Genomic DNA, 25,535 nt, shown 5'->3' on the forward strand with positions numbered 1-25,535 from the left:
CGCCACCCTCTCCCGCAAGCGGGAGAGGGGCTGATTGTCACGCGCGGATCGAATGCCACGCCCAGTCGAGCCAAGGGCCGAGGGCTTCGATGTCGGCGGTGTCCACGGTGGCGCCGCACCAGATGCGCAGGCCGGGAGGGGCGTCGCGATAGCCGGCGACGTCGTAGGCGGCGTCTTCGGCTTCGAGCAGGGCGGCCAGCTTCTTGACGAGCGCGAGCTGCGCCGCTTCGTCCGCGCCGGCGACGGCCGAATCCGCGAACTTCAGGCAGACGCTGGTGTTCGAGCGGATCGCCGGATCGGCGACGAGATGGTCGAGCCAGTCATAGGCTTCCACGATCGCGTCGACCGCGGCGGCGTTGGCGTCGGCGCGAGCGACGAGTGCTTCGAGGCCGCCGAGCCCCTTCGCCCATTCCAGCGCGAAGATATAATCCTCGATCACCAGCATCGAGGGCGTGTTGATCGTCTCGCCCTGGAAAATGCCTTCGATCAGCTTGCCGCCTTTGGTCATGCGGAAGATCTTCGGGAGCGGCCAGGCCGGCGTGTAGCTTTCCAGCCGCTCGACCGCGCGGGGGCCGAGGATCAGGACGCCGTGGCCGCCCTCGCCGCCCAGCACTTTCTGGAAGCTGAAAGTGGTGACGTCGAGCTTGTCCCAGGGAAGCGGCGTCGCGAAGGCGGCGCTGGTCGCGTCGGCGAAGGTCAGGCCCTCGCGGCCGGCCGGAATCCAGTCGCCGTCGGGCACGCGGGCGCCGGAGGTGGTGCCGTTCCAGGTGAAAATCACATCGTTGGTGAAATCGACCGCGGCGAGGTCGGGGATCGCGCCATAGGGCGCCTTCAGCACCTTGGGATCGAGCTTAAGCTGCTTGACCGCGTCGGTGACCCAACCTTCACCGAAGCTTTCCCAGGCGAGAAGCGTGACCGGCCGCGCGCCGAGCATCGACCACATCGCCATTTCGACGGCGCCGGTATCCGACGCGGGGACGATCCCGATGCGGTGCGTGTCGGGCACCTGCAGCACTTCGCGGGTGAGGTCGATCGCGTATTGGAGCCGGCTCTTGCCGAGCTTCGAGCGGTGGGAGCGGCCGAGCGATCCGTGCGGCAATCTTTCGAGCGCCCAGCCCGGCGGCTTGGCGCACGGGCCCGACGAGAAATACGGGCGATTCGGCTTTTCGGTGGGGCGGTCCGGACGCACTTCGGGCGTCGGTTCGGCAACAACATCAGTCATGTATCTCTCCTCGCAGAGAGCGCGCGCCGCGTTGGGACGGCGTGGCCCGCCGACGGCCTTAGCGGCGGATCGCGCGATGTCAACGAGGGGCCGATTTCGTCCCGATCCGGGACGGCGCCAGACGCTAATATAGGCTGCAGTATTTTCGTTTCCGCGACTCGGGCGGATAAGCTATAGGATGGTTAACGAAGAGCAAAAATCACTGGGTCGGCGCGCAAACTTGTTGATCTGGGGGGTTTTCTTATGAAAACGACACTCTTCCTGTTAGCTACTGCCTCTGCCCTCGTCAGCGCTACTCCTTCCGCTGCCGCGGTCATCATCGACTTCAACAATGTGCAGACGGCCGAGAATGTGCTGTTCTCCTCGTCGACGTCCGTGGCGTCGCCGACCGTGACCGGCCAGACGAACCAGACGCATGTCGATGTGACGTTCGCGAACATCCTCGGTCTGCTGAAGGATGCGAGCGGCCAATCGTCCACGACCAATGCCGGCGGCACCCTGCGGGGCACGACCAGCGTCAACATCGCGAGCGGCTTCACTTTCACCGCAGCCGAGTTCCAGCTTCCCGGCAACCCGGGCAACCCGCCGCCGCCTGAAGCGAACAGCGTGTTCGTCGAGGCTTTCGGCCTTGGTGGGGGCGTGATCGGCACCGCAACCCTGGCGCTCGACGGCAATGGCGAGAACCGCATCCGGATCGTCGGCAATGCCGGCGAAGTGTTCACCGGCTTCCGCGTGACGCTGAGCCCGCAAGACGCGGTCACCGAGTCGATGAAGCAGGTCCGGTTGGGCGGCGTTGCGGCGGCCGTGCCGGAACCGGCGACCTGGGCGATGATGCTGGGCGGCTTCGGTCTGCTCGGCGCAGCGGCGCGGCGGCGTCACCGCACGACTGTCACCTTTGCCTGAAACATCGGGCTACGACAGAAAAGGGCGCCTCCGGGCGCCCTTTTTTTGCAGTATTCTCAGCTTTGGCGACTGTCCCGATGTGGAACGGCCTCGTGCGTGACCGGAATTAACGATTCTTTTACTATCGGCCGTCCGGTAAAACCTGTAGAACCGATCCAAACAAAAGATGAAAACGGGCGCTTGTCGCTTAACTTTTTGTAATCGGGGGTTTTATGAATTTCAGAACAGCGTTCCTCGCTGCGGCTGGTGCCGCGGCGATCGGTCTTACCGCACCGGCGTCGGCGGCGACCGTCGTTCTCAACGCCGGCTCGCCGAAGACCTTTACGATGAACTTCAACGGCTTCACCAGCGCGGCGCAAGCGCCGCTGCCTGGCCTGACCGCGAAGATCGATTTCAGCTTTCTCGGCCGCGTCGGCAATGCGTATAATTTCAGCTACAAGCTGACGAACACGTCGTCGGCGCCGATCGATTCGACCCAGCTCGTCATCTTCGGCTTCAACACCGATCCGAACGTTTCGAGTGTGTCGACGGGCGCGAACGACCAGTTCAACATCACGGCGTCGGGCAACCAGCCGAACGGGCTCGCCTCGATCGATCTTTGCTTCAAGGACGCCGGCCAGACGAACAATTGCACCGGGGCGCAGGGCAATAGCGGCCTTGCCAAGGGCGCGTTCGCGAACGGCACCTTCTCGCTGGTCTTCAACAGCGTGATCGACAAGGTCACCCTGTCGGACTTCTCGGTTCGCTACCAGGCGCTGAACTCGACGCAGCTCGGCATCAGCGGCGGTTCGGCCTCGGGCCTCGGCACCATCGCGGCGGTGCCCGAACCGGCGACCTGGGCGATGATGATCGGCGGTTTCGGCCTGATCGGCGCCGCCGCGCGCCGCCGTCAGCGCACCGCGGTTACCTACGCCTGAGACCTTGGTCTCTCGTACAGCGGAAGGGGCGGCTTCGGCCGCCCCTTTTTTGTTGCGCTTCGACTCAGGCGCCGCACGGCTGACCGCGCGGGCGATTCCCATGCCGCGGCCGGCGTGACACGATCCGTGGCATGGGGCGGCGCGATCGGGCGATCCTTGTGGCAGGGCTGTTGCTGGCGTCGTGCACGGGCGGCGTCGACGAACGCCGTGCGCCGGCGCCGCAGCCGCCCAACCGGCTGACGATCGATTCGCCGCAGACACGCGTCTGCCTCGCCAATCTGGGCCAGCTCGCCCGGTTCGAGCCGCTGCCCGACCGCGATTATGGCGGCGGCTGTTTCACCTTTGCGAGCGTCAGGCTGACCGAAGCCGGCGTGCCGATCGGCAATCTGGGCGCGATGAGCTGTCCGCTGGCGGCGACGTTTACGGCGTGGGTGCGCAACGGCGTGATGCCGGCGGCGCGGCTGTATCTGGGCAGCGACCTGGCGCGCGTGGAGACGTTCGGCAGCTATTCGTGCCGCAACATCAACAGCCGGCAGAGCGGCAACCGCTCCGAGCATGCGACCGCCAATGCCGTGGACGTCAGCGGCTTTCTGCTGAAGGACGGACGGCGCGTGACGATCCGGCAAGACTGGGCCTCGCCGGATCCGGGCGTGAAAAGCTTTCTCGTCGCGATCCACACATCCGCCTGCCGGCGGTTCAAGACGGTGCTCAGCCCGGATTACAACGCGCTCCACGCCGACCATTTTCACCTCGACATGGGGCGCGGCCCGTTCTGCCGGTGATTGCCCGTTAACTATGATGGGCCTAAGCCCGGCCGCTTATGACTGACACAAGAGTACCGGCGCGCGTCTTTCCGAACGCGCAAGACGAGGCGGAAGCCGCCAAGAACCTCACCCAGACCCCCCAGACCACGCACCCGGCCTATCGGCTGGCGTTCCAGGACACCGACTTCCTGCTGCGCGAGGATCTGCGGCCCGTCCGCTTCCAGCTCGAGCTGCTGAAGCCGGAGCTGCTGCTCGACGAAGCGCGGATCGCCTCGACCTTCGTGTTCTACGGCTCTGCGCGAATCCCCGAGCCGTCCAAGGCGGAAGTGCTGCGCGAAGCGGCGACCGACGAATTCGGCAAGCGCGTCGCCGAGCGGCTGATCGCCAAGGCGAAATATTACGATGTGGCGCGCGAGCTGGCGCAGCTCGCCAGCCATTGCCCGCGCGACCTGGAGGGCAAAAGGCACTTCGTCGTCTGCTCGGGCGGCGGGCCCTCAATCATGGAAGCGGCCAATCGCGGCGCGGAAGAGGTCGGGGCGGAATCGATCGGCCTCAACATCATGCTGCCGCACGAGCAGACGCCCAACCCCTATGTGACACCGTCGCTCAGTTTCCAGTTCCACTATTTCGCGCTGCGCAAGATGCACTTCCTGCTGCGCGCGCGGGCGGTGGCGGTGTTCCCCGGCGGCTTCGGCACGTTCGACGAGACGTTCGAGCTGCTGACGCTGATCCAGACGGGCAAGGTCTCGCCGATCCCGGTGCTGATGTACGGCCGCGAATTCTGGGAGCGCGTCGTCGATTTCGAGGCGCTGGCCGAGGAAGGCGTGATCTCACGGAAAGACCTCGACCTGTTCCACTTCGTCGAGACGGCGGAAGAGGGTTGGGAATACGTCCGCAAATGGTGGCGCGACCGGCCCTTGGCGGCTTGAGGGCTAGGGCACCTCAAACCGTCCATGCCGAGCGAAGTCGAGGCACGCACTCTCTAAGAACACGTAGGTTATTCAGTGCGTCTCTCGACTTCGGGATGGACGATCCTGTTGCTAAGCTAATCCTGGGCATGCGGCGGGGGCTGGTCGTCGCGGGTGTCAGCGGCGCTGTTGTCCGGGTTGCGGTCGGGCTGGCGGCTGCCGTGCTCGGTATTGGCGAGCGTCGCCGGATCGGGCGCGGGCGGATGCGCCGAGGGGGTCGGGCTGGCGCTGGGGGACGGGGTCGCGGTCGGGCTTGGCGTGGGCGTCGGCGACGGGCTCGGGGCCTGGAACGCGGCGAGCAGCAGGGCGGCGGCGGCGATCAGGATGCGCATGATGCTTCTCCTCGGAGCATCAAGCTTTCGGCAGGCGCGACGGTTCCGCGTTCACCCGCACTGGGCGCGGTGGAGCAATTTCTGGTCGGCGAGGACCAGCGCCATCATCGCCTCGACCACCGGCACGCCGCGGATGCCGACGCAGGGGTCGTGGCGGCCTTTGGTGGCGATCTCGGCGGCTTCGCCCGACCGAGTGACGGTTTCGACCGGAGTCAGGATCGAGCTGGTCGGCTTGAAGGCGACGCGCAGGCGCACCGGCTGACCGGTCGAGATACCGCCGGCGATGCCGCCGGCATGGTTGCTGTCGAAATCGGGGGCGCCGGTGCCGGGCCGCATGCGGTCGGCATTCTCTTCACCGCGCAGGCGTGCCGCGGCGAAGCCGTCGCCGATCTCGACGCCTTTGACCGCGTTGATCGACATCGCAGCGGCGGCGAGCTCGGAATCCAGCTTGGCGTAAAGCGGCGCGCCCCAGCCGGCAGGGACGCCGGTCGCCTCGCATTCGACCACCGCGCCCAAGGACGAGCCGGCCTTGCGCGCGGCGTCGATCGAGGCTTCCCAGCGCGCCGCGGCTTCGGGATCGGGGCAGAAGAAGGGATTGGCGGCGATCTGGTCGGCGTCGAAGTTCGCGATGGCGTCGCCGCCGACTTCGCTGACCCAGGCGCGGATCGTCACTTCAGGGATCACCAGCCGCGCGACGGCGCTGGCCGCAACGCGCGATGCCGTCTCGCGCGCCGAGGAGCGGCCGCCGCCGCGATAGTCGCGAAAGCCGTATTTGGCGTCATAGGCATAGTCGGCGTGGCCGGGGCGATAGGCTTGCGCCACGTCCGAATAGTCCTTGGAGCGCTGGTCGACATTGTCGATCATCAGGCTGATCGGCGTGCCGGTGGTCCGCCCTTCGAAGACGCCGGAGAGGATGCGGACCTGGTCCGGCTCCTGCCGCTGCGTGGTGAAGCGCGACTGGCCCGGCCGGCGCTTGTCGAGCCAGGGCTGGATGTCGGCTTCGGAGAGCGAGAGCCCCGGCGGACAGCCATCGACCACGACGCCGATCGCTGGCCCGTGGCTCTCGCCCCAGGTCGTGAACCGGAAAACGCGGCCGAAGCTGTTGAAGCTCATCAGGCGAGCGCGATGTCCGGGGCGTCGACCTGTTTCATGCCGACGACGTGGTAGCCGGCGTCGACATGATGGGTCTCGCCGGTGACGCCCGCGGCGAGGTCGCTGAGCAGATAGAGGCCGGCGCCGCCGACATCCTCGATGCTGACATTGCGGCGGAGCGGCGCGTTCAGCTCGTTCCATTTGAGGATGTAGCGGAAATCGCCGATGCCGGAGGCGGCAAGCGTCTTGATCGGTCCGGCCGAGATCGCGTTCACGCGGATGCCGTCGGGGCCAAGATCGTTTGCCAGATATTTGACGCTGGTTTCCAACGCGGACTTGGCGACGCCCATGACGTTATAGTGCGGCACGACTTTCTCGGCGCCGTAATAGGAGAGCGTCAGCAGCGATCCGCCCGGCGCCATCATCTTCGCTGCGCGTTGGGCGACGGCAGTGAAGCTGTAAACGCTGATGTTCATCGTCATCAGGAAATCGTCGAGGCCGATGTCGTAATAGCGGCCGCGCAGCGCTTCCTTGTTGGTGTAGCCGATCGCGTGGACGACGAAGTCGATCGTCGGCCAGCGTGCGGCGAGCTCCTCGAAGGTGCGGTCGAGCGCGGCCATGTCCGACACGTCGCAATCCAGCAGGAAGTCGGAGCCGAGCTCGGCTGCGAGCGGGCGCACACGCTTTTCCAGCGCTTCGCCCTGATAGCTGAAAGCGAGCTCGGCGCCCGCTTCGCGCAGTTTCTTGGAAATGCCCCAGGCGAGGGAGCGCTCGTTCGCCAGGCCCATGATCAGGCCGCGCTTGCCCTTCATCAATTCATTCACTCGGCCGGTTCCTCCGGTTGTGCCTGGGGCTCCCTTAGCGCGCTCCGCGGAACAACCGCTAGTGCGGCGTTCAAGTGCGCGCCGAAGACGAGCCCCAGGCCGATGGTGAAGAAGTAGATCAGCGTGATCGTCACGCCCGCGAGCCCCCCATAGGTCAGGTCGTAATTGCTGAACAGGCCAAGCACGACGGGCAGCAGTGCCGTCACCAGCAGCCACCAGGCCGCGACGAACAACGGACCCGGCCATTTGCGGCAATGGCGGCCGCGGTAGCGGCGGGGGGTGATGACCAGAAACAGCAAGTAGAATGCGCCGAAGATGAACAGGCCGGGGATCAGCTTGATCGCATTGATCGTGAGCAACAGGGTTTCGTCGACAAAGGGGAAGAAGCGGGAGATGGCTTCCTGGATCGCGGTCAGCACGGCCTGCAGCACGAACGAGAAGAGCACCAGCACGACCGATCCGATCACGGTCGCGGTGTAGCGGAGGCGGGCGCGCCAGAACGGCGCTTCGCTGCGCACGCCATAGGCGCGGTAGATGATGTCCTTGATGGTGGCGATGAAGCCCCCGCCGCTCCACAGCCCGCCGAGCGCGCCGAGCCAGAGCAGCGTGCCGGAGCGGGCGAGTAGCACGTCGTCGATCGGCTTTTGCAGCACGTCGGACACGTTGCGGGGGACCTGGGCGAGAAACTCGCTGACCGCGCGGGCGGTGGTTTCGCCCTGGCCGAAGGCGTGGGCGAGGGCGGCGACGGCGATGAAGAACGGGAAGATCGAGAGCAGGGTCAGATAGGCGATGTTGCCGGCATGGATGAAGCCGTCGTTCCAGACGCCGGCGAAGGAGCGGCCGAGGATGACGCGGAAGCGCGAGCCCGGCTTCAGGTGCGCGAGCGTCTCATCGACCTTGATATGCGCCTTGAGCAGCCGCCGGCGGCGCGCTTCGGGGGTTTGCGGGGCGGGCCCCTCGGCCTCGATTTCGCGTTCGGCGGTGACCACGAGGGCTAGACGCCCAGCGCGGCGCGCGGGTTGCGCGTGCCCGCCTCCCAGCTCTCGACAAAGGCGCGGAGCGCGGCGTCTTCGGTCGGCACGTCGATCATCAGCGTGACAAGCTGGTCGCCGCGCTCCCCATCGCGCCGGTGGAAGCCCTTACCTTTCAGCCGCAAGGTGCGCCCGGAATTCGAGCCGGCGGGAACGTTTAGCATCACTGCGCCGTCGACGGTCGGCACTTTCACCTTGCCGCCCTCGACCGCTTCCCTGAGCGTGACCGGCAGGTCGAGCAGCACATTGTCGCCGTCGCGCTTGAAGAAACGGTGCGGCTGGATGTCGATCGTGACGATCGCGTCGCCGGCGCCGCCAGGGCCCTGCTCGCCCTTTCCGGCCAGGCGCATCTGGGTGCCCGATTCGGTGCCGGGCTTGAGCTTCAGGTCGATCGTCTTGCCGTCGGACAAAGTAATCCGCTGCGGCTTCAGCGCCGCTGCGTCCTCGAACGGCACGCGCAGGCGATAGCCGACATCGGCGCCCTTGGGCGGCGGCGCCGAACGGCGGCCGAAGCCCGAGGTGAATCCGCCGCCGGCGCGGCCGAACAGCCCTTCGAATATGTCGCCGAAATCGGACGAGTCGGTGCCGAAATCGAAGCCCTGCGCACCGCCCGCCGTGCGGTAGGTGCCGCCCGCGCCGCGGCCGGCGCCGAAGCCGAACGGCGCGGTCGGGTTGCCGTCGGCATCGATCTCGCCGCGGTCGAATTGGGCGCGCTTGTCCTTGTCGGTCAGCAGGTCATAGGCGGAGGTGACCTGCGAGAAACGCTCCGCAGCCTTGGGATTGTCCTGATTGCGGTCCGGGTGCAGCTCCTTGGCGAGCTTGCGATAGGCCTTTTTGATGTCGGCCTCGCTTGCCCCGCGCGCGACGCCCAGCACGGAATACGGATCGGCGGCCATCTAACGATCTGCCCTCATTGCACCTGCATAGCTTGATGTTGCATTTCTGCAACACACGATTTGGGGAGCGCCCGGCGAAGTGCAAGACGATGCCGCTTCGCTCATGGTGCAATATGCATTAGGCTGTATCCAAGGAGAAACCATGTGCAGCCGATCCGCATCGCCGCTCTGTTCGGGCTCGCCGCAGCCATGACCGGCAACGCCGCGCCGAAAGCTTCGCTCGCGGGTGTCTGGAGCACGCCGGGCGCGATCCTGACTGTCGACGAAGGCGGGAGCGGCAGGCTGGAGCAGGATTGCGCGATGGGCAGCTTCGGCCCGGTGAAGGCCGACGCGCATGGCCGGTTCCAGACGACCGGCCGCTTCGAAACCTATCAGCCCGGCCCGCAGCGCGCCGACGACGATGCCGGCGCTCCGGCGCGCTTTGAAGGTGCGGTCGAGGGCGACACGCTGCGCCTGACCGTGCATCCGCACGGCGGCCAGCCGCAGAGCTGGACGCTGGCGAAGGGCAAAAGGATCAAGCTGATCCGCTGCTACTGACAAAAAAGCGGGCGAAGCCGAAGCCCCGCCCGCAAGGGGTGAGCGAAAAACTCAGGCGTAAGCCACGGCGAGCTTGCGCGAGCGGCGCATCGCGAAGCCGACCATGCCGAAGCCGGCGATCATCATCGCCCAGGTGGCGGGCTCGGGCACCGCCGCCAGCGCATTGTTCGTCCAGCTCACTTCGGCAATCCATGTGCCCCAGCGCGAGAAGCCGGTGCCGCCCGGATGTCCGTTTTCCGGCGTGTTGGCTTCGCGGGCAAACTCCCCGATCAGCCAGAATTTGTCGGAATCGGTCGGGTCGAGCGTGACCTGACTATAGTCGCCCCAACGCTGCCGGCCGGCCGGCACGCCCGAAGCTTCCGGATTGCCGTTTAGATAGCGATCGGTGAGGCTTTGCTTCAGCAACAGTTCGCCGCCGACCTGGACCAGATGGCCGCTGGCGTCCGTGTAGAAGGTGCGCGCCATCACACTGATCTTGCCGCTGCCGTCGGTAGCGGGGCCGCCGGAGCGGTTGTAGCTGATCAGCACCTGACCCTGGTCGTTCACGGCCAGCGAGCCCTGGAAGTAATCATAGCCGCCGCCGGTGATCTCGCCCTGGTCGAGGATCGCGTTGGTCGTGGAATCGATGACGTAATAGCGGACCTTGTCGAGGTCCGTGCCCGCCGTCATCACTTCTTGCAGCGCATAGATCTTGCCGTTCACTTCATAGACGCTGCTGCTCACCCGATCGTCGAGCGCATCGATGTTGCGCAAGCCGCTCGGCTGATGCGCCGCGCAGATATTGCCGCCGCAAAGGCCGGTGTAGCTGCCGGTCGCCAGATCGGTGATCGCCGTCCGCGTCGCACCCGCCGTTCCCGCGTTCAATATGTCGTAGCGCTGCACGCCATAATCGGTCGCCGACACGGTAAAGATGTTGCCGGTCGTCGAGTTCTCATGGCTGTTGACGCCCTGGATCGCGAAGCCCGCGAACGAATCCGGCTGACCTGCGGTGTTGAAGAAGTCCTGGAACTTCTTCCGATTGGTCGCATCCGGTCCCGTGGCCGAGAAGACGTCGGACAGCGGAATCACGTTGAGCGTTGTCCCGCGGAACGTCTGCGGGCCGGCTGCGGTCGAAGCGGCGAAATTGTTGGTGCCGATGTAAACCGCGTTCTTGTCGAACGCGAGCGTCGGATAGTCGGCCACCGGCCGGAACAGGCCGGCCTGGCTATAGCCTTCGAACACGGTGGACTTCCACGTGCCCGTCGCGTCGGCGGTGTCGGACACGCCGATCTGGATGTCCTTGCCGTTGGCGCCGAAGCCGATCGCGATCCAGCGCCCAGCGTCGGCATTGAAGCGGATGCGCGGGTCGCCGCCGGTGGCTTGCCCGCCGGTCTTGGTGGTCCAGAAATTGCTGTCGGACATGGACTGCAGCTTGGTGCCGGTCGCCTTGTCGTAAACCGCGAAGCCGCCGTTGATCAGCTCGACGAACTGGGTGCTGCCGACCGATCCCATCGTGTCGGGCGGGATCAGTCCGATCCCGAACTGGCGCACGTCGTAATCGCTGAGGCCTTCATAGCTGAGCAGCACCGGCGCGCCGGGCGAAAAGATCGGCGCCGAGGCGGCGCCCGGGCTCAGATTGCTGTCGATGAAGGTGTCGTTGTCGTCCTCAAGCTCGAGATACGCGTCTTTCACCTGCGCCGATGCCGGCACAGAGGTAATCCCCACAAGCGCGGATGCCGCGAGCGCGGCTGCGTACAGTTTCATGGCAATCCCCCTTCCCCACAGGCGATAAGCTGCGGCGGCAAGGGGCGCGATCGAACAACCGAGGAGCAGCCCCCTCCGTTACGCAGACTCGCTTCGACTCGGATCAAGTCGAAACGACAGTCCGAACCTCTAGGCAGGGTTTGTCAATCGCTCACGCGCAAGCGCGGCGATCCGTTTCATTGCGGCACAAAAAGCGGGGCGGTGCCGAGGCCCCGCCCCCAAGTTGCCGTCGCTCGTGGTCAGCCGAAGCTGACGCTGACTTTGCGCGAGCGGCGCATGGCGGAACCGACCATGCCGAAGCCCGCGATCATCATTGCCCAGGTCGCCGGTTCGGGGACCGCGCCGGCGCGGATGTTGGCGATCCAGGTGCTCCAGCGCGAGCCGCCGGTGCCGCCCGGATGGCCGAACTGCGGCAGGTTATACTCGCGGGCATATTCGCCGATCAGCCAGAAGCCGTCATAGACGGTCGGATCGATCGAGACCTGCGCGTAATCGCCCCAACGCTGGCGGCCCGCCGCGGCCTGCCCGAACAGCGACCCGTTATGATAGTCGTCGGTCAGGCTTTCCTTGAGCAGCGTCTCGCCCATCGTCTCCATCAGGGAGCCGTCGGCCAGCGTGCGATAGGCGCGGGCATAGAAGCCGATCTTGCCGGTCGCCGGGTCCAGGCCCGAACGGTTGTAGCCGACCACCACCTGACCGTTCGAATTCACCGCGATCGAGCCCTGGTAGTAATCATAACCCGCAGTGCCGATCTCGAGGTCGTCGAGAATGTCGTGGGTGGTCGAATCCAGCACCAGTATGCGGACCCGCGCTTCGTCCTGCGGGTCGAGCAGCGAGTTCACCGTGTGCAGCATGTAGATGCGGCCATTGACCTCATAGACGCTGCTGCTGATCCGGTCGTCGAGGGAGTCGATGACGCGCCGGTTGGCCGGAATGGCGACCGACGGTTGACGCGCCGGCCCTGCGGTCGTGTACCCGGCCTCGCCGAAGAAATCGACCGCGCCCCGGGTCGCGCCGGTGGCGTCGCTCGTCGACAGGCCGTTGATCGTATAGGCGAGCGAATCGAACTGGAACAACGACACCGCGACGGCCTTGCCGGTGCTGCCGGCATTGGTGCTGTTGACGCCCTGGATCGCGAAGCCGCGATCCTCCACCTGCGTGGTGCCGTTATAGGGCGTCACGAACTGCTTCATGTTTGCGACCGTCGGCGCGCCCGCGTTGAACAGGCTGTCCAGCGGAATGACGTTGAGCGTCGTGCCGCGGAAGCTGTTCGATCCCCCCGCCGAGGCCGGCGCGAAATTGTTGGTGCCGATATACACCGCGTTCTTGTCGAGCGCGAGCGTCGGATAGTCGGCAGTGGCGCCGAAGCCGAGGCCGGCATAGCCCTCGTACTTCACCGACTTCCAGGGGCCCAGCGCATTGTCGGTGTCCGAAATGGCGATCTGGAGATCCTTGGTGTTTGCCCCGAAGCCGACCACGATCCAGCGCTTCGCATCGGCATTGTACATCACGCGGTTGTCGCCGTTCGCACCCGTCTGACCGGCCGCCGCCCAGAAGGCGAGGTCCGATACGAGCTGGGTGCGCGTGCCGGTTGCCTTGTCGAAGACCGCGAATGCGCCGTTCGACGATTCCAGATATTGGGTGCCGCCGACGGCGCCGTTGGTGTCGGGCGGGATGAAGTTCCGCGCGAACGCGGCGTTGTCGTATTGGCTGATGCCCTCGAAACCGATCACGACGGAGCCGGCATTGAAGACCGGCGCGGGCTTGTTGTTCTGGTCTGTCGAAATGTCGTTCGGGACCTGAATCAGCGAGCCCTGCAGGCCCTTTTGCATCCAGAACGGATTCTTGAGCGCTTGCGCGGCGGCCGGTGCGGCGAGACTCAACGCAAGCGAAGTGGCGGCGAGAGCCGCGATTCTCAGCTTCATGACTACCCCCTATCGAAGGGAGAGCATCGGTCCGGGGGCATTGTGAACGGAAAGGCGCCCCGATCCGCAAGCTATCCCACTGCGACTCAAACTGAGCCGAAGGGCAGTCGATACCTTGACGTCATGAATGTCAATCGCGCCCAGGGTGCGTGACTCGTTTTGTGCCGTTCCGATACGAAAAGGGCGGGCGGAGCCCAAGCTCCACCCGCCCCGATCGTCGTGAGGTCTCAGGCGTCAGGCGAAGCTGAGGTTCACCTTGCGCGAACGGCGCATCGCGAAACCGACCATGCCGAAGCCGGCGATCATCATCGCCCAGGTCGCCGGTTCCGGAACCGCCGCGGCGTCGATGCCCGCGACCCAGGTGCTCCAGCGCGAACCGCCGGTGCCGCCCGGATGGCCGTCCGCCGGCGTGTTGTACTCGCGAGCGAACTCACCGATCAGGTAGAATTTATGCGGATCGGTGGGATCCACCGAGACCTGCGAATAATCGCCCCAACGCTGACGGCCGGCAGCGGCCTGACCCTTCAGGCTGCCGTTGTGATAGTCGTTGGTGAGGCTTTCCTTCAGCAGGAACTCGCTGCTGCCGTAGAGCGTGCCGTCCGGCGCGGTCCGGAAGACGCGGGCATAGAAGCCGATCTTGCCGGTCGTCGGATCGAGGCCCGAACGGTTGTAGCCGACCACGACTTCGCCGGACGCGTTCACCGCGATCGAGCCCTGGTAGTAATCGTACCCGGCCTGACCGATGTCCTGCTGATCGATGATCGCGTTGGTCGCGGCATCGAGCACCACGAGGCGCAGGACCGACTCGTCACGATTGTCGACCAGCGAGTCGACGGTGTGCAGCATGTAGATACGGCCATTGGCTTCATAGACGCTGCTGCTGATCCGCTCATCGAGCGAGTCGATGATGCGGCGGTTGGCAGCGATGTCGGCGGGCTGCCGCGCCGGACCCTGGGTCTGGAACGGATTCTCGCCGATGTACTGAACCGGACCTTCGGTCGCCCCCGTCGCGCTGCTCGAGCTCAGACCGTTGATGTTGTAGGTCATCGAGTCATAGTAGAACAGCGAGGCGGTCACGGCCTTGCCGGTCGAGCCGGCCGAGCTGCTGTTCACGCCTTGGATCGCGAAGCCGCGGTCCTGGTTGGTCGAGCTCCCCGCCACATACGGCGTCACGAACTGCTTCATGTTCGCCGTGGTCGGCGCGCCCGCGTTGAACAGGCTGTCGAGCGGAATGACGTTGAGCGTCGTGCCGCGGAAGCTGTTCGATCCGCCCTGCGTCAGCGGCGCGAAGTTGTTCGTGCCGATATAGACCGCGTTCTTGTCGAGCGCGAGCGTCGGATAGTCGGCGGTGGCGCCGAAGCCGAAGCCGGCATAGCCTTCGAACTTGGTCGAGTGCCAGGTGCCGAGTGCGTCCGACGTGTCGGACACGGCGATCTGCAGGTCCTTGGTGTTGGCACCGAACGCAACCATGATGAACCGGTTGGCATCCGCATTGTACATGATGCGGGTGTCGCCGTTGCTGCCGACCTGGCCGGCGGCTGCCCAGAACGCATTGTCCTGGATCAGCTGGAGGCGCTGACCGGTGTTCTTGTCATAGACGCTGTAGGAGCCGTTGGTGGTCACGACATATTGCGTCGCGCCGACCGCGCCGATCGTGTCGGGCGGGATGAAGTTACGCGCAAGCAGCGCGTTGTCGTACTGCGAGCTGCCCTCGAAGCCGATGAACACGGGCGAGCCCGCGCCGAACGCATTGAGCTGCGGCGCGAGACGCGTGCCGGCATCGGTGATGTCGTTCGGAACCTGGACCGTCGCGCCCAGAACGCCCTTGGTTTCCCACCAGGCATGCTTGATCTGCTGCGCCGAGGCAGCGGTCCCGCACATCAGCGCGACAACGGTCGCGCCAAAGGCGGCTACACCCACTTTACGCATAGCTTCCCCTTCCCAATCGGGAGGCGAAACCGACGGCCAAACAAAGCCGCACCCCCTCACCCCCCGGTATTTCGACTCAACCCCTGAGCCGGGGGCAATAGTTGCCGCCGTTACCAAATTGTCAATGCGCGTTAACGACTTATTCACCACATGAGCGCGCTTGGCTGATCCAGAACGGGACAGCCGACTCATTTCGCGTCAGGCAGCGGCCCGCTCTTCCGCTTCGCCGAACAGGTCGAGCAGCCAGTCGCGGAACAGGCGAACGGCGCGATTGTCGAGCGCGCGGGGGCGGCAGGCGAACCAGTAGCTGTAGGGACTGTCCACCGCCGCATCGAACAGCGGCACGAGCCGATCGTCCCGCGCGTTTTCGAAATGGCTTTCGTGCAGGAAGGCGACGCCGAGCCCCTGCGCGGCCGCGTCGAGCATCAACTGCCCCGAATCGAAATGGTCGACCGCCAGTGGCTCGAGCCCGTGGACGCCGAGCGCGTGGCGAAAGGCGTCGAACGTGTCAGGCATGTCCCGATGCAGGAGCACCGTGGTGCGCGCGAGATCTGCCGGGTCCCGGATTGCGCCCGGGCCGCGCGTCAACGCCTTGGAGGCGATTGCAAGCACCCGGTTGCGGTCGAGCCGCCAGGCGGAGAGCGCCGGATCGATGTCGCGCGCCAGCACGATCGCCGCGTCGAGCCCGTCGCCGAGCCGGGCCAGCGCATGGCCGCCGGTGTCGATATCGAGATGCAGCTCCGGATGCAGCGCGCGCAATGCGCCGATGTGCGGGAAGATTTGCTGCGAGGCGAAGAGCGGCAACACGCCGAGGCGGAGCCGCAGGACATTGCCTTCGGTCGTGACTGCCTCGATCGCGTTCGAGAGGCCGGTCAAGTGCGGCGCTACCGCCGCCAGCAGCCGCTCGCCGTCGCCGTTCAGTCGCATCGCGCCCGGGGCGCGGTCGAAGAGCGGAAGGCCAAGGAAGCGCTCGAGCGCTTGGACGCGCCGGCTGAGCGCCGGGGAGGAAAGCGCAAGTTCCTCAGCGGCGGCCTTGATCGAACCCAGTCGGGCGACCTGTACAAAGGCTTCCACAGCCGTCAACGGAGGCAAGCGACGCAAGACTCTAAGCTCCTCTTGTGCGCTGCAGCAGCCTCTCATGGACGGCCTGACAGTGCAACTTCCTACTTACACAAGTGCAGGTTGATTGCGTTTCGTGCAACTGCCTTTTTGTTGTTCGCACTTGCAACATAATTCGCTGCACTGCACATAGAGCAGGCCTTTCAGGCATCCTCTCCTAAAAACTTTCCAAGGCCGGCCTCTCGGGGCCGGCCTATTTTTTTGTTTGCGACCTCGCAACGATCGGACCGGCCCCCTAGTTAAGCTCGCCAGATGGAGGTGAGCGATGGCCGATAGTGAAGTCCCGAACCGGCGGGTGCAGGTCGCCAATGCGCGACCCGAAGACAGCGGCCGCGGGCTCGCCCGTATTCCGCGCGCGATCATGACCGCGCTGGGGCTGCAGGAAGGCGATGTCGTCGAGCTGGTCGGCAAGCGGTCGACGCCGGCACGCGCCGTGCTCCCCTATCAGGAAGACGAAGGGCTGGAGATCATCCGGCTGGACGGTTTGCAGCGCGCCAATGCCGGGGTCGGCTCGGGTGACTTCATCGAGCTGCGCAAGGTGGAGTCACGTCCGGCCACGCGAGTCGTGTTCGCGCCGGCCCAGCAGAATCTGCGGCTGCAGGGATCGACCCAGGCGCTGAAGCGGACCTTCTACGGCCGGCCGCTCACCGCCGGCGATGTGGTCGCGACTGCCGGGCAGCAGCGCGTCGAGCAGGATGGCATGCCGCCCCAGCTCCGCCAGATGCTCGCCGCTCCCGCCTATGCGCTGCAGGAAATCCGCCTCGTGGTGGTTTCGTCGACGCCCAAGGGTATCGTGCATATTGACGAGAACACCGACGTCGAGCTGCGCCCGGAATATGAGGAGCCGCAGAATCGGCGCGCCGACGTTACCTATGACGATATCGGCGGGCTTGCCGGCGCGATCGACCAGCTCCGCGAGATGGTCGAGCTGCCGCTTCGCTATCCCGAGCTGTTCCAGCGCCTCGGCGTCGATCCGCCCAAGGGCGTGCTGCTGCACGGCCCGCCCGGCACCGGCAAGACCCGGCTCGCCCGCGCTGTCGCGAACGAGAGCGACGCCGAGTTCTTCCTGATCAACGGCCCCGAGATCATGGGCTCCGCCTATGGCGAGAGCGAGAAAGCGCTGCGGGAAGTGTTCGAGCAGGCAACGCAGAACGCGCCTTCGATCATCTTCATCGACGAGATCGATTCGATTGCGCCGAAGCGCGGGCAAGTGACCGGCGAGGCCGAAAAACGCCTCGTTGCGCAACTGCTAACGCTGATGGACGGGCTGGAGCCGCGCGCGAATCTCGTCGTGATCGCCGCGACCAACCGGCCCGAGGCGATCGACGAGGCGCTGCGCCGGCCGGGCCGCTTCGACCGCGAGATCGTGATCGGCGTGCCGGACGAGCGTGGGCGACGAGAGATCCTTGCCATCCACACCCGCGGCATGCCGCTCGACCCGGCGGTCGATCTGGAGGAGCTGGCGCGGACCACTTACGGCTTCGTCGGCGCAGACCTCGGCGCGCTTGCCCGCGAGGCGGCAATCGAGGCGGTGCGGCGGATCATGCCGAAGCTGAACCTCGAGGAGCGGACGATCCCGCCGGAGGTTCTCGACACGCTATCGGTCACGCGCGACGACTTCCTGGAGGCTCTGAAGCGCGTCCAGCCGTCGGCGATGCGCGAAGTGATGGTGCAGAAGCCGAACGTGCGGTGGGACGATGTCGGCGGGCTGGACGACGCCCGTGAGCGGTTGCGCGAAGGCGTCGAACTGCCGCTGAAGAACCCCGACGCGTTCCGTCGGCTGGGCATCCGGCCGGCCAAGGGCTTCCTGCTTTATGGCCCGCCGGGCACCGGCAAGACTTTGCTCGCCAAGGCGGTGGCCCGCGAGGCGGAAGCGAATTTCATCGCGACCAAATCGAGCGACCTCCTCTCCAAATGGTATGGCGAGAGCGAGCAGCAGATCGCGCGGCTGTTCGCCCGCGCCCGGCAGGTTGCGCCGACCGTGATCTTCATCGACGAACTCGACAGCCTGGTGCCGGCACGCGGCGGCGGCATGGGCGAGCCGCAAGTGACCGAGCGGGTCGTGAACACGATCCTTTCCGAAATGGACGGGCTGGAAGAGCTGCAATCGGTGGTGGTGATCGGCGCGACCAATCGGCCGAACCTGATCGACCCGGCGCTGCTGCGGCCGGGCCGGTTCGACGAATTGGTCTATGTCTCGGTGCCGGACGAAGCCGGGCGCAAGCGCATCCTGGAAGTGCATACCGCGAAGATGCCACTAGGGGACGATGTCGACCTGGGGTCGCTTGCCCGGCGGACGGACCGGTTCACCGGGGCGGATCTGGAGGATCTGGTGCGGCGGGCCGGCCTGTCGGCGTTGCGCGAGTCGCTCGGCAACGAGCGCGTGACGATGGCCCATTTCGAAACGGCGCTTGGGGATACGCGGCCGTCGGTGACGCCGGAGATGGAGGCGGAATACGAGCAGATCGCCGCCCACATCAAGCAGGACGCAATGGCGATGCAGCCCATCGGCTTCATCGGCCCCGGCATGCTGACGCCAAGGGGCACGAAGGGCGGGGAGTAATCTCCCCGCCCGTTCGGGCCTGCTAGACTCTCCGGCCGGAGAAGAGCTGGACCAGCCCGACGATCAGGGCGAGCACCAGCAGGATATGAATGAGCCCGCCGGCAACGTGGAAGGCAAAGAAGCCGAGCAGCCACAGCACCAGCAGAATGACGGCAATCGTCCAGAGCATCTGACATCTCCTCAAGCGGCCGCATCAGCGCGGCCGTCGGACAAGAGAACGCGCGCGAAACGATACGCGTTCCGTGTTCAGAAGAGACGGAACTTGGCGAGCGGCAAGCCGTGCTCATCAACCCAGGCATTCGAGGACTGTATCGCTGCCCAGTTCTCCCTGATCCAAGCCTGAGCTTCGGGCGAAAGAGCGAAGGAGCCGGAATGCTCCGGCTCCTTCGCCGACTTTCGCTCCTTTTCCATCAGTTCGGGCCCCGGCCTGCTTCGCCGGTGCGCGCGCCGGGCCGGGCGGGCGGGTTGGGGGAACGGGCGGTGGCGAGCGTCTCGTCGTACCAGGCCGCGAGATCGGCGTGCATTTTCGCCAGCTCGTCGGGGTTCAGATAGACCATGTGCCCGGCCTGGTAGTAGCGGAAGCCGACGTTCCGCTGCAGCGACGGCTCCAGCAGCATGTGGCTGACGTCGAACTCGGTGCCGAAGAACGGCGTGGCGAGATCGAAATAGCCGTTCAGGAACAGCACTTTCAGATACGGATTGGTGCGCATCGTTGCGGCGAGGTCGACGGCAGTGTTCGGATTGTTCTGCGCGCCGTTGCTGTTCGGCGCGCGATGCTTCCAGTCCCAGTCGAAGCCGGGCTCGCGCGCCGAAATCTTGTAGGGCATCTCGGTCTGATAGCCGAGCGTCTTCCGCGCATAATCCATGAAGTTGGCGACGAACGCGCCCGAGACTGCAGTCGAGGCGGGATCGTCCTCAGGGCGGTCGGCATTCGCGTCGCCCGGCATCAGCGTGTAGCGGGAATCAAGCCGGCCGACGGCGAGCCGCCGGTCGCGCAGCAGCTCGGTCTGGAAATGGCCGAGATCGATGCGGAGATTGGCCCGCATGATATATTCAGGGCTGATGCCGATATAGTTCGACATCTGCTGTGCGATCGCCTGCTTCTCCTCCGGGCTGATCGCCGAGCCCTTGGCGAGCGCTGCGGCGTAGGGGCCGGCGGTGAAGGCGCGGACGTCGTGCAGGAACGCTTCGAGGTCGGCCGGCCGGTTCTGGAGATGGTTGTGATACCAGGCGGTCGCGGCATAACCGGGGAAAAGCGCGAGGTAATTGGCGTCATAGCCCGGCTGGCGGACGCCATAGTTCATGATCGACGACAGATAGACAATGCCGTTGAGGCTGAGGCCGCGCTCCTCAAGCAAGGCCGCGACCGCGCCGTTGCGCAGCGTGCCGTAGCTCTCGCCGAACAGGAATTTGGGCGAGGACCAGCGGGCGTTGCGGGTGACGTAGCGCTCGACCGCGCGGGCGAAGGCGTCGGCGTCCTGGTCGACGCCCCAGAAATCCTTGCCGGTCTTGGTGCCTAGCGGCCTCGACCAGCCCGCGCCCATCGCATCGATGAAGACGAGGTCCGACTTGTCGATCAGCGAGTGCGGGTTGGGGCCGAAGCCATAGGGGGCGGGGCGGATATATTCGGGATTGGCGGTGGTGACGCGCATCGGGCCGAAGCTGCCCATGTGCAGCCAGACCGTCGCCGAGCCCGGACCGCCATTGTAGAAAAAGGTCACCGGCCGCGAGGATGTCGCCGAGCCGTCCTTCGTGTAGGCCGTGTAGAAGATCGAGCCGGTCGGCTTGCCGTCATTGTCGCGGATGGTGAGCGTGCCGGCGGTCGCGGTGTAGGGGATGCGCTGGCCGGCGACGGTGACCGCGCCGTGGCTGACCGCGGCGGCTTCGTCGACCGGCGGCTTGACCCATGCGGTCTCCGCTTCGGCGATCATCGCTTCCTGGTGGGTGTTCGCCTGTTTGGCGGCGGCGGGGCTTTTTTCAGGGCTGGCGCCGCGTTCCTGGGCCGGGGCTGCCACCGCTGTCATAAGCATCATCAAAGCAATCGTCGCGCGCATTCGTCGAGCCTCTCTCCGCCACCCCGGAGCGGCCCATGCGCCGGCGAAAGCTGTCGGTCAATCAGGCTCTTAGCCGCGTCCAGAGCCAGGGCAGCATCAGGATCAGCGCGGCGCCGGCGACGATGTAGGGCAGCGGCCCCCAGAATTGGTACAGGCCGACGCCGATCGAAGGGCCGAGCACGAACACCGCGCCGTTGACCGAGGTCGTTCGCCCGGCGACCGCGCCTTGCTCGTCATGGCCGACGGCGAGCGACGCGCCGGCCGTGAAGCCCGGGCGAAGAAAGCCGAAGCCGAGCGAGGCGAGGCCGTAGGACACCGCCAGCATGTGCAGCGAGTGCGAGAAGCCGGTGAGCACGCAGCCGATCGCGGCGACGACCGCTCCGCAAATGGCGAGCTGGCGGGGTGCAAGATTCAGGTTCGGGATCAGGCCCCATTGGGCGAGCAGCGCCGAGCCCGCGCCGACCATCAGCACCATGCCGGTTTCCGCCGCGGCCTGGGCGGCGGAAAGATGAAGCTGGTCGATAATGAGAAAGCCGATCGTCTGGCCGGTCATCGCTTGGGCATGGCCGCCGACGAGCCCGACCAGCATCCAGGGCCAGATGCGGGAATCGGTCAGCCTCATCGGCTTGCCGCGGTCGTCGGCAGTCGCGGCGCGCACGCTCGCGCCGGTCGGCTCGCCGCCGATCGAGGGATAGCTGGTGGCCGCGCCGTGGGCATGGCCGTTCGTATCGTCGGGCAGCAGACGCGCGGTCACGATCAGCATGCCCATGCCGAAGATCGAGAAGACGAATGCCGGCCCCGACAGACCGACGATCGGCAGGACGAAGAATGGCGCGAGGGCAGGGCCGAGGATCGTGCCGAGACCGAAAGCAGACGCGAGCAAGGTCAGCGCCCGTGTCCGCTCCGCCCGCGAGGTGCCTGCAGCGACGATCGCTTGCGCGGCCGGCGGCGCCGCCGCGCCGAACGTGCCGTAGAGCATCCGCGCGACGATGAAGCAGCCAAAGGCAGGGAGCGGCGCCAGCCACCCCAGGATGCCGGCGGCCAGGAACGCGCCGCACAGGAAAACCGACGAGCAGAAGCCGAACAGGCCGAGCAGCACCATGCGCCTTCGGCCGTGCCGGTCCGACCGCCGCGCCCAATAAGGCGCCGAAATCACCCAGACCAAGGCCGAGACGGAGAAGGCGGCGGCGACGGCATTGTCCGGCACCTTCAGCGACCGGCCGAGCGCCGGCAGCACCGACTGCAGCGCCGTATTGCCGGCGGCGATCGTCAGCATGACCAGGAACAGAAGAGCGAACGGGGGCGGGGCACCAACGGCCTCGCCCGGCGTTGTGCCGAAACTCCGGTCGCCACTCATATAGCTGTCCGCCACCATCAACAGGCGCGATAGTGCAGAGCGGGGATGACCGGAAGCGCGGTTGCAAGTCTTTGAAGGATTTGCGACGGCGTCGAAACGAACGAAGAGGTCCGTCAATGCCCGTATCCTCCGCCGGCCAGAAGGCCGGGGCTTATCCCCGCCGCCGGCCGAGTCATCCGCTTGCGCTGTTCTTCAAGGGCTTCCTGACGCATCCGGCGATGGTGGGATCGGTCATCCCCTCTTCGCGAGCGCTGATCGACAAGATGCTGGCTCCGGTCGACTGGGGCCGCGTCAAGCTGTTCGTCGAATACGGGCCGGGCGTCGGCACCTTCACTCTGCCGATTCTCGACCGGCTCGGCCCCGACGCCGAGCTGATCGCGATCGACACCAATCCGGATTTCGTGAGCTTCCTGAAGAAGGAAGTGGTCGACCCGCGCCTGCATGTCGTGCGCGGATCGGCGGCGGACGTGCGGCGGATCGTCGCCGAGTTCGGCCACGAGCAGGCCGATTACGTGCTGTCGGGCCTGCCTTTCTCGACGCTGCCCGCCGGTATCGGCGAGCGGATCGCGAGCGAGACGGCGGCGGTGGTGAAGACCGACGGCGCATTCCTCGTCTACCAGCTCTCGGCCAAGGTCACCGACTATATCGGCCCGCACTTCGCTCACGTCGAGCGCGGCTTCGAATGGCTGAACATCCCGCCGATGCGCTTGTTCTGGGCGCGCAAGGGCTAGGGTCTAAACCCTAAAGCGGCTTTCGCATCCTGACGAGTGGGACCGGAACGCCGCCCGACGCGTCGGTGACTCGTTCGACCGCCTGATAGCCCGCGGCGGCATAGAGCGGCTCGCCGGCCAGCGTCGCCATCATTTCGGCGGCACGAAAGCCTTCCGCACGCGCTGCCGCCTCGCACGCTTCGAGGATCATGCGGCCGACGCCGCGCCGCACGAAAGCCGGATCGGTGTACATCGCGCGGATGCGCGCCGGCTCGGTCGCGGGATCGAGTAGCCGCGGCTCGCGCAGATCGGTGCTGTGGTCGCCGCCATAGAGCGTCGCCCGCCGGCTCCAGCCGCCGCAGCCGGCAAATGCGCCATCCGACGTGACGGCGAAATAGGTGCGGTCGGCGATCAACTGGGTGTCCAGCCCCATGATCGCATGGCTTGCGCGGACCTGATCGGGATTCAGCCAGGGCGACATGAGCGTGTCGATGGCGCGGTCCATCAGTGCCTTCAATGCGGGCAGGTCATCCTCGACGGCGAGGCGGAGATCGAAAGTCACTCGGCGTCGATGTTGAGGCGGCGCGTGACGCCGTAATCGAGCACGGAGACGAGGAAATAGGCGACGGCGTGGCGGGCGCGGGCGAGGCTACTGCCCCAGCCGCCCAGATCGGCAAGGCGAATTTCGGTGCTGTCCCGCAGATCCCGGTCGAAATAGGCGCGCATCCGGGCGGTGAAAGCGCGGTCCTCGATCCTGAGCATCAGCTCCATGTTCAGGAACAGGCTGCGCATGTCGAAATTGGCCGAGCCGATATGGACGGCGTCGTCGATGATGTAGAGCTTCGTGTGCAGCTTCGATCGCTGATATTCGAAAATGCGCACCCCTTTGCGGAGCAGGCCCGGATAAGTGAAGCGCGCGGCGGCGATGGTGGTGGTGTTGTCGGACTTGGCGGCCGTGACGACACGGGCGTCGCCGCGCCGGCCAATCCGGTCGAGGCGGCGCAGCATGGCCGGGTTGGGCGCGAAATAAGCGGCGATCAGCGCCACCGACCGGGCCGCGATCATGTCGCGCCGGATGGTGCGCGCCCAGGGGCTCAACCGCCGTGCCGGGCCGCCCAGCAGCCAGCGGACCTTGCCGTTCGGCTCGCTCCACCGGCGGAGCGCGCGGCGCAGGTCGCGCATCCGCGCCTTGGGCCGCTTGGTCCAGGCGGAGAGCGCGTCGAAATAGCCGACCAGCCGCCCTGCCGCCGGCCCCTCGACGATCAGGCCGAGATCGCGCCAGCCGTCGGCGTCCGGCCCGGCGAAATAGGCATCCTCGATGTTGAAGCCGCCGACGATCGCAACCCGCTCGTCGGCGATGGCGAGCTTCTGGTGGTTGCGGAGCAAGTAGCGGCGGCCATAGCGCGGCAGGAAACGGCAGATGTCGACGCAGGCTTCGCGCAAGGGGGCCAGAAACGCGTTTTCGGGCGCGCTACCGAAGCCGTCGATGATCAGGCTGACATGGACGCCGCGCTCGCAGGCCGCGACGAGCGCGTCGCGCACCTGCGCGCCGGCCCTGTCGTCGGCGAAAATATAATAGAGGAGGCGCAAGCTTTCCCGCGCTCCTTCGATGAGCGCGAGCAGGCCGGTCAGCCGGTCCTGCGGCTCGATCAGCAGGGTCAGGCGATTGCCGTCGACGTCGAAGCTGTCGCTGTCCCCTGTCACGCGCCTCCCATGAAGGGCCCCGGCGATGTGTGCAAGTTGACTCTGAGGCTTGGTCTTCCTATGTGCCGCGCCTTCCCGAATTCCGTCTAAACTGGAGCGTTTGATGGCGCGCGTTACCGTCGAGGATTGCGTCGACAAGATCCCGAACCGGTTCGATCTGGTGCTGCTGGCGGCCCAGCGCGCCCGGCAAGTGTCGGGCGGCGCCGAGCTGACCATCGATCGCGACCGCGACAAGAACCCGGTCGTGGCGCTGCGCGAGATCGCCGAAGAGACGGTCCGCCCGGACGATCTGCACGACACGCTCGTCACCAGCCTGCAGCGCGTGCAGATGGACGACGACGACGCCGTCGACGAGCTGGGCTCGCTGGCGCAGCAGGCCGAGGCGCTCCGCCTCACCGCCGCCGCGCCGCCGCGCAACCAGAACATGGGTGGGGATTACGAGTGAGCCGCCGAGCCTAAGCGCAGCTTAGGCGAAGAGCCGGCGAACTCCGGCCGGCGTGCCCAGCACGACTGACGGCGCGGGACTGGCTCCCGCGCCGTTGTTGTTTGAGCCCTAGGCCGGCCCGATCCGAAACGCGCAGAGCTTGTTCCCGTCCAGATCGCGAAAATAGCCGGCGTAGAAGGCCTGCTCGCCTTCTTCTCCACGGACGCCCGGCCCTCCCTCGTCCTTGCCGCCCAGGGCGAGCGCCTTGCCGTGGAGACGGTCGACCTTGTCGCGCGTGTCGACGACGACCGCCATCATCGTGCCGTTGCCCGACGTTGCCGCTTGGCCGTCATAGGGTCGGGTGACGCCGAACATCGGGCGATCCCATGAGCCGCCCCAGGCGCACATCTGCTCCATTTCCATCATGCGCCCGACGCCGATTTCCCCGAAAAGGGCGTCGTAGAAGCTCTTGGCGCGATCGAGATCGTTGGTCCCGACGAGCGTATAGCCGATCATGCTGT

The 25,535-nt window shown here is 66.2% G+C and carries 22 protein-coding genes and 3 pseudogenes; 8 read left to right on the forward strand and 17 right to left on the reverse strand.

All coding sequences use genetic code 11. The features are described from left to right. Positions 1-37: 37 nt before the first annotated feature. On the reverse strand, positions 38-1,222 hold the full coding sequence (locus tag ACFSCW_RS16220; protein WP_380891365.1) for a phosphoserine transaminase: 1,185 nt from the start codon (positions 1,220-1,222) through the stop codon (positions 38-40). 243 nt (positions 1,223-1,465) lie between these two features. On the opposite strand from ACFSCW_RS16220, the gene ACFSCW_RS16225 reads away from it, so the two are divergent. From ACFSCW_RS16225 to ACFSCW_RS16240, 4 genes are all read left to right on the forward strand, one after another. Continuing rightward, on the forward strand, positions 1,466-2,125 hold the full coding sequence (locus ACFSCW_RS16225; protein ID WP_380891367.1) for a PEPxxWA-CTERM sorting domain-containing protein: 660 nt from the start codon (positions 1,466-1,468) through the stop codon (positions 2,123-2,125). Between the two features lie 212 nt (positions 2,126-2,337). Beyond that, entirely contained in the window at positions 2,338-3,042 is a 705-nt protein-coding gene (locus ACFSCW_RS16230; RefSeq protein ID WP_380891370.1) for a cistern family PEP-CTERM protein, read from the forward strand. A gap of 131 nt (positions 3,043-3,173) precedes the next feature. Then, positions 3,174-3,824 carry an extensin-like domain-containing protein gene (locus ACFSCW_RS16235; protein WP_380891371.1) on the forward strand — a complete coding sequence of 217 codons (651 nt, stop codon included), beginning with the start codon at positions 3,174-3,176 and terminating at the stop codon, positions 3,822-3,824. Positions 3,825-3,862: 38 nt separating this feature from the next. Next, on the forward strand, positions 3,863-4,735 hold the full coding sequence (locus tag ACFSCW_RS16240; RefSeq protein ID WP_380891374.1) for an LOG family protein: 873 nt from the start codon (positions 3,863-3,865) through the stop codon (positions 4,733-4,735). A 116-nt stretch (positions 4,736-4,851) separates the two neighbouring features. On the opposite strand, the gene ACFSCW_RS16245 is transcribed toward ACFSCW_RS16240, so the two are convergent. Genes ACFSCW_RS16245 through ACFSCW_RS16265 form a run of 5 tightly spaced genes read right to left on the reverse strand, consistent with a single transcriptional unit; the run spans position 4,852 to position 8,949 of the window. After that, positions 4,852-5,106, reverse strand: coding sequence for a hypothetical protein (locus ACFSCW_RS16245; protein ID WP_380891377.1), 255 nt, complete (start codon positions 5,104-5,106; stop codon positions 4,852-4,854). A 51-nt stretch (positions 5,107-5,157) separates the two neighbouring features. Further along, the gene (gene aroC, locus ACFSCW_RS16250) at positions 5,158-6,219 is read right to left on the reverse strand and encodes a chorismate synthase (RefSeq protein ID WP_380891380.1); all 1,062 of its coding nucleotides are present in this window, start codon (positions 6,217-6,219) and stop codon (positions 5,158-5,160) included. After that, positions 6,219-7,022, reverse strand: a complete 804-nt coding sequence (gene fabI, locus ACFSCW_RS16255; protein WP_380891382.1) for an enoyl-ACP reductase FabI — start codon at positions 7,020-7,022, stop codon at positions 6,219-6,221. The genes aroC and fabI overlap by 1 nt, the downstream gene beginning before the upstream one ends. Then, entirely contained in the window at positions 7,019-8,011 is a 993-nt protein-coding gene (locus ACFSCW_RS16260; RefSeq protein ID WP_380891385.1) for a YihY/virulence factor BrkB family protein, read from the reverse strand. The genes fabI and ACFSCW_RS16260 overlap by 4 nt, the downstream gene beginning before the upstream one ends. A gap of 5 nt (positions 8,012-8,016) precedes the next feature. After that, entirely contained in the window at positions 8,017-8,949 is a 933-nt protein-coding gene (locus ACFSCW_RS16265) for a DnaJ C-terminal domain-containing protein (protein ID WP_380891387.1), read from the reverse strand. Between the two features lie 144 nt (positions 8,950-9,093). Here ACFSCW_RS16265 and ACFSCW_RS16270 point away from each other — a divergent pair, with 144 nt between their 5' ends. After that, on the forward strand, positions 9,094-9,486 hold the full coding sequence (locus ACFSCW_RS16270; RefSeq protein ID WP_380891389.1) for a hypothetical protein: 393 nt from the start codon (positions 9,094-9,096) through the stop codon (positions 9,484-9,486). A gap of 51 nt (positions 9,487-9,537) precedes the next feature. Here the strand turns inward: ACFSCW_RS16270 and ACFSCW_RS16275 are convergent. The 4 genes and pseudogenes from ACFSCW_RS16275 to ACFSCW_RS16290 form a co-directional block, all read right to left on the reverse strand. Next, positions 9,538-9,654, reverse strand: a pseudogene (locus ACFSCW_RS16275) (PEPxxWA-CTERM sorting domain-containing protein); the annotation flags it as partial. A gap of 1,814 nt (positions 9,655-11,468) precedes the next feature. Then, a pseudogene (locus ACFSCW_RS16280) lies at positions 11,469-11,576 on the reverse strand (PEPxxWA-CTERM sorting domain-containing protein); the annotation flags it as partial. A gap of 1,812 nt (positions 11,577-13,388) precedes the next feature. Beyond that, positions 13,389-13,496 (reverse strand): annotated as a pseudogene (locus ACFSCW_RS16285) (PEPxxWA-CTERM sorting domain-containing protein); the annotation flags it as partial. 1,785 nt (positions 13,497-15,281) lie between these two features. Further along, positions 15,282-16,184 (reverse strand): LysR substrate-binding domain-containing protein, encoded by a 903-nt coding sequence (locus ACFSCW_RS16290; RefSeq protein ID WP_380891391.1) that lies wholly within the window; start codon positions 16,182-16,184, stop codon positions 15,282-15,284. A gap of 283 nt (positions 16,185-16,467) precedes the next feature. Between ACFSCW_RS16290 and ACFSCW_RS16295 the strand changes: the two genes are divergently transcribed. Continuing rightward, a complete protein-coding gene (locus ACFSCW_RS16295) occupies positions 16,468-18,765 on the forward strand; it encodes a CDC48 family AAA ATPase (protein WP_380891393.1) in 2,298 nt (765 codons plus the stop codon). A 22-nt stretch (positions 18,766-18,787) separates the two neighbouring features. Here ACFSCW_RS16295 and ACFSCW_RS16300 read toward each other — a convergent pair whose 3' ends face one another. The 4 genes from ACFSCW_RS16300 to ACFSCW_RS16315 all read right to left on the reverse strand — a co-directional run bounded on the left by ACFSCW_RS16300 (position 18,788) and on the right by ACFSCW_RS16315 (position 22,176). Beyond that, positions 18,788-18,934, reverse strand: coding sequence for a lmo0937 family membrane protein (locus tag ACFSCW_RS16300; protein WP_380891395.1), 147 nt, complete (start codon positions 18,932-18,934; stop codon positions 18,788-18,790). Positions 18,935-19,011: 77 nt separating this feature from the next. Next, complete coding sequence (locus ACFSCW_RS16305; protein ID WP_380891397.1) at positions 19,012-19,176, reverse strand: type II toxin-antitoxin system CcdA family antitoxin; 165 nt, start codon at positions 19,174-19,176, stop codon at positions 19,012-19,014. Then, positions 19,176-20,789, reverse strand: a complete 1,614-nt coding sequence (locus ACFSCW_RS16310; protein WP_380891399.1) for a S10 family peptidase — start codon at positions 20,787-20,789, stop codon at positions 19,176-19,178. Before ACFSCW_RS16310 ends, ACFSCW_RS16305 begins: the two co-directional genes overlap by 1 nt. 91 nt (positions 20,790-20,880) lie before the next feature. Further along, positions 20,881-22,176 (reverse strand): MFS transporter, encoded by a 1,296-nt coding sequence (locus ACFSCW_RS16315; protein ID WP_380891581.1) that lies wholly within the window; start codon positions 22,174-22,176, stop codon positions 20,881-20,883. Positions 22,177-22,292: 116 nt separating this feature from the next. Here ACFSCW_RS16315 and ACFSCW_RS16320 point away from each other — a divergent pair, with 116 nt between their 5' ends. Then, positions 22,293-22,907: a class I SAM-dependent methyltransferase gene (locus ACFSCW_RS16320; RefSeq protein WP_380891401.1), complete on the forward strand. Its 615-nt coding sequence runs from the start codon at positions 22,293-22,295 to the stop codon at positions 22,905-22,907. Between the two features lie 10 nt (positions 22,908-22,917). Here ACFSCW_RS16320 and ACFSCW_RS16325 read toward each other — a convergent pair whose 3' ends face one another. Both ACFSCW_RS16325 and ACFSCW_RS16330 read right to left on the reverse strand, forming a co-directional pair. Beyond that, positions 22,918-23,391 (reverse strand): GNAT family N-acetyltransferase, encoded by a 474-nt coding sequence (locus ACFSCW_RS16325; protein WP_380891584.1) that lies wholly within the window; start codon positions 23,389-23,391, stop codon positions 22,918-22,920. Positions 23,392-23,444: 53 nt separating this feature from the next. Continuing rightward, the gene (locus ACFSCW_RS16330; protein ID WP_380891403.1) at positions 23,445-24,590 is read right to left on the reverse strand and encodes a phospholipase D-like domain-containing protein; all 1,146 of its coding nucleotides are present in this window, start codon (positions 24,588-24,590) and stop codon (positions 23,445-23,447) included. Between the two features lie 103 nt (positions 24,591-24,693). Between ACFSCW_RS16330 and rpoZ the strand changes: the two genes are divergently transcribed. Next, entirely contained in the window at positions 24,694-25,035 is a 342-nt protein-coding gene (gene rpoZ, locus ACFSCW_RS16335; protein WP_380891405.1) for a DNA-directed RNA polymerase subunit omega, read from the forward strand. 108 nt (positions 25,036-25,143) lie between these two features. On the opposite strand, the gene ACFSCW_RS16340 is transcribed toward rpoZ, so the two are convergent. After that, positions 25,144-25,530: a VOC family protein gene (locus ACFSCW_RS16340; protein ID WP_380891407.1), complete on the reverse strand. Its 387-nt coding sequence runs from the start codon at positions 25,528-25,530 to the stop codon at positions 25,144-25,146. Between the last annotated feature and the right edge of the window lie 5 nt (positions 25,531-25,535).

It is taken from the genome of Sphingomonas tabacisoli (assembly GCF_042678385.1).
Classification (GTDB): domain Bacteria; phylum Pseudomonadota; class Alphaproteobacteria; order Sphingomonadales; family Sphingomonadaceae; genus Sphingomonas_B; species Sphingomonas_B tabacisoli.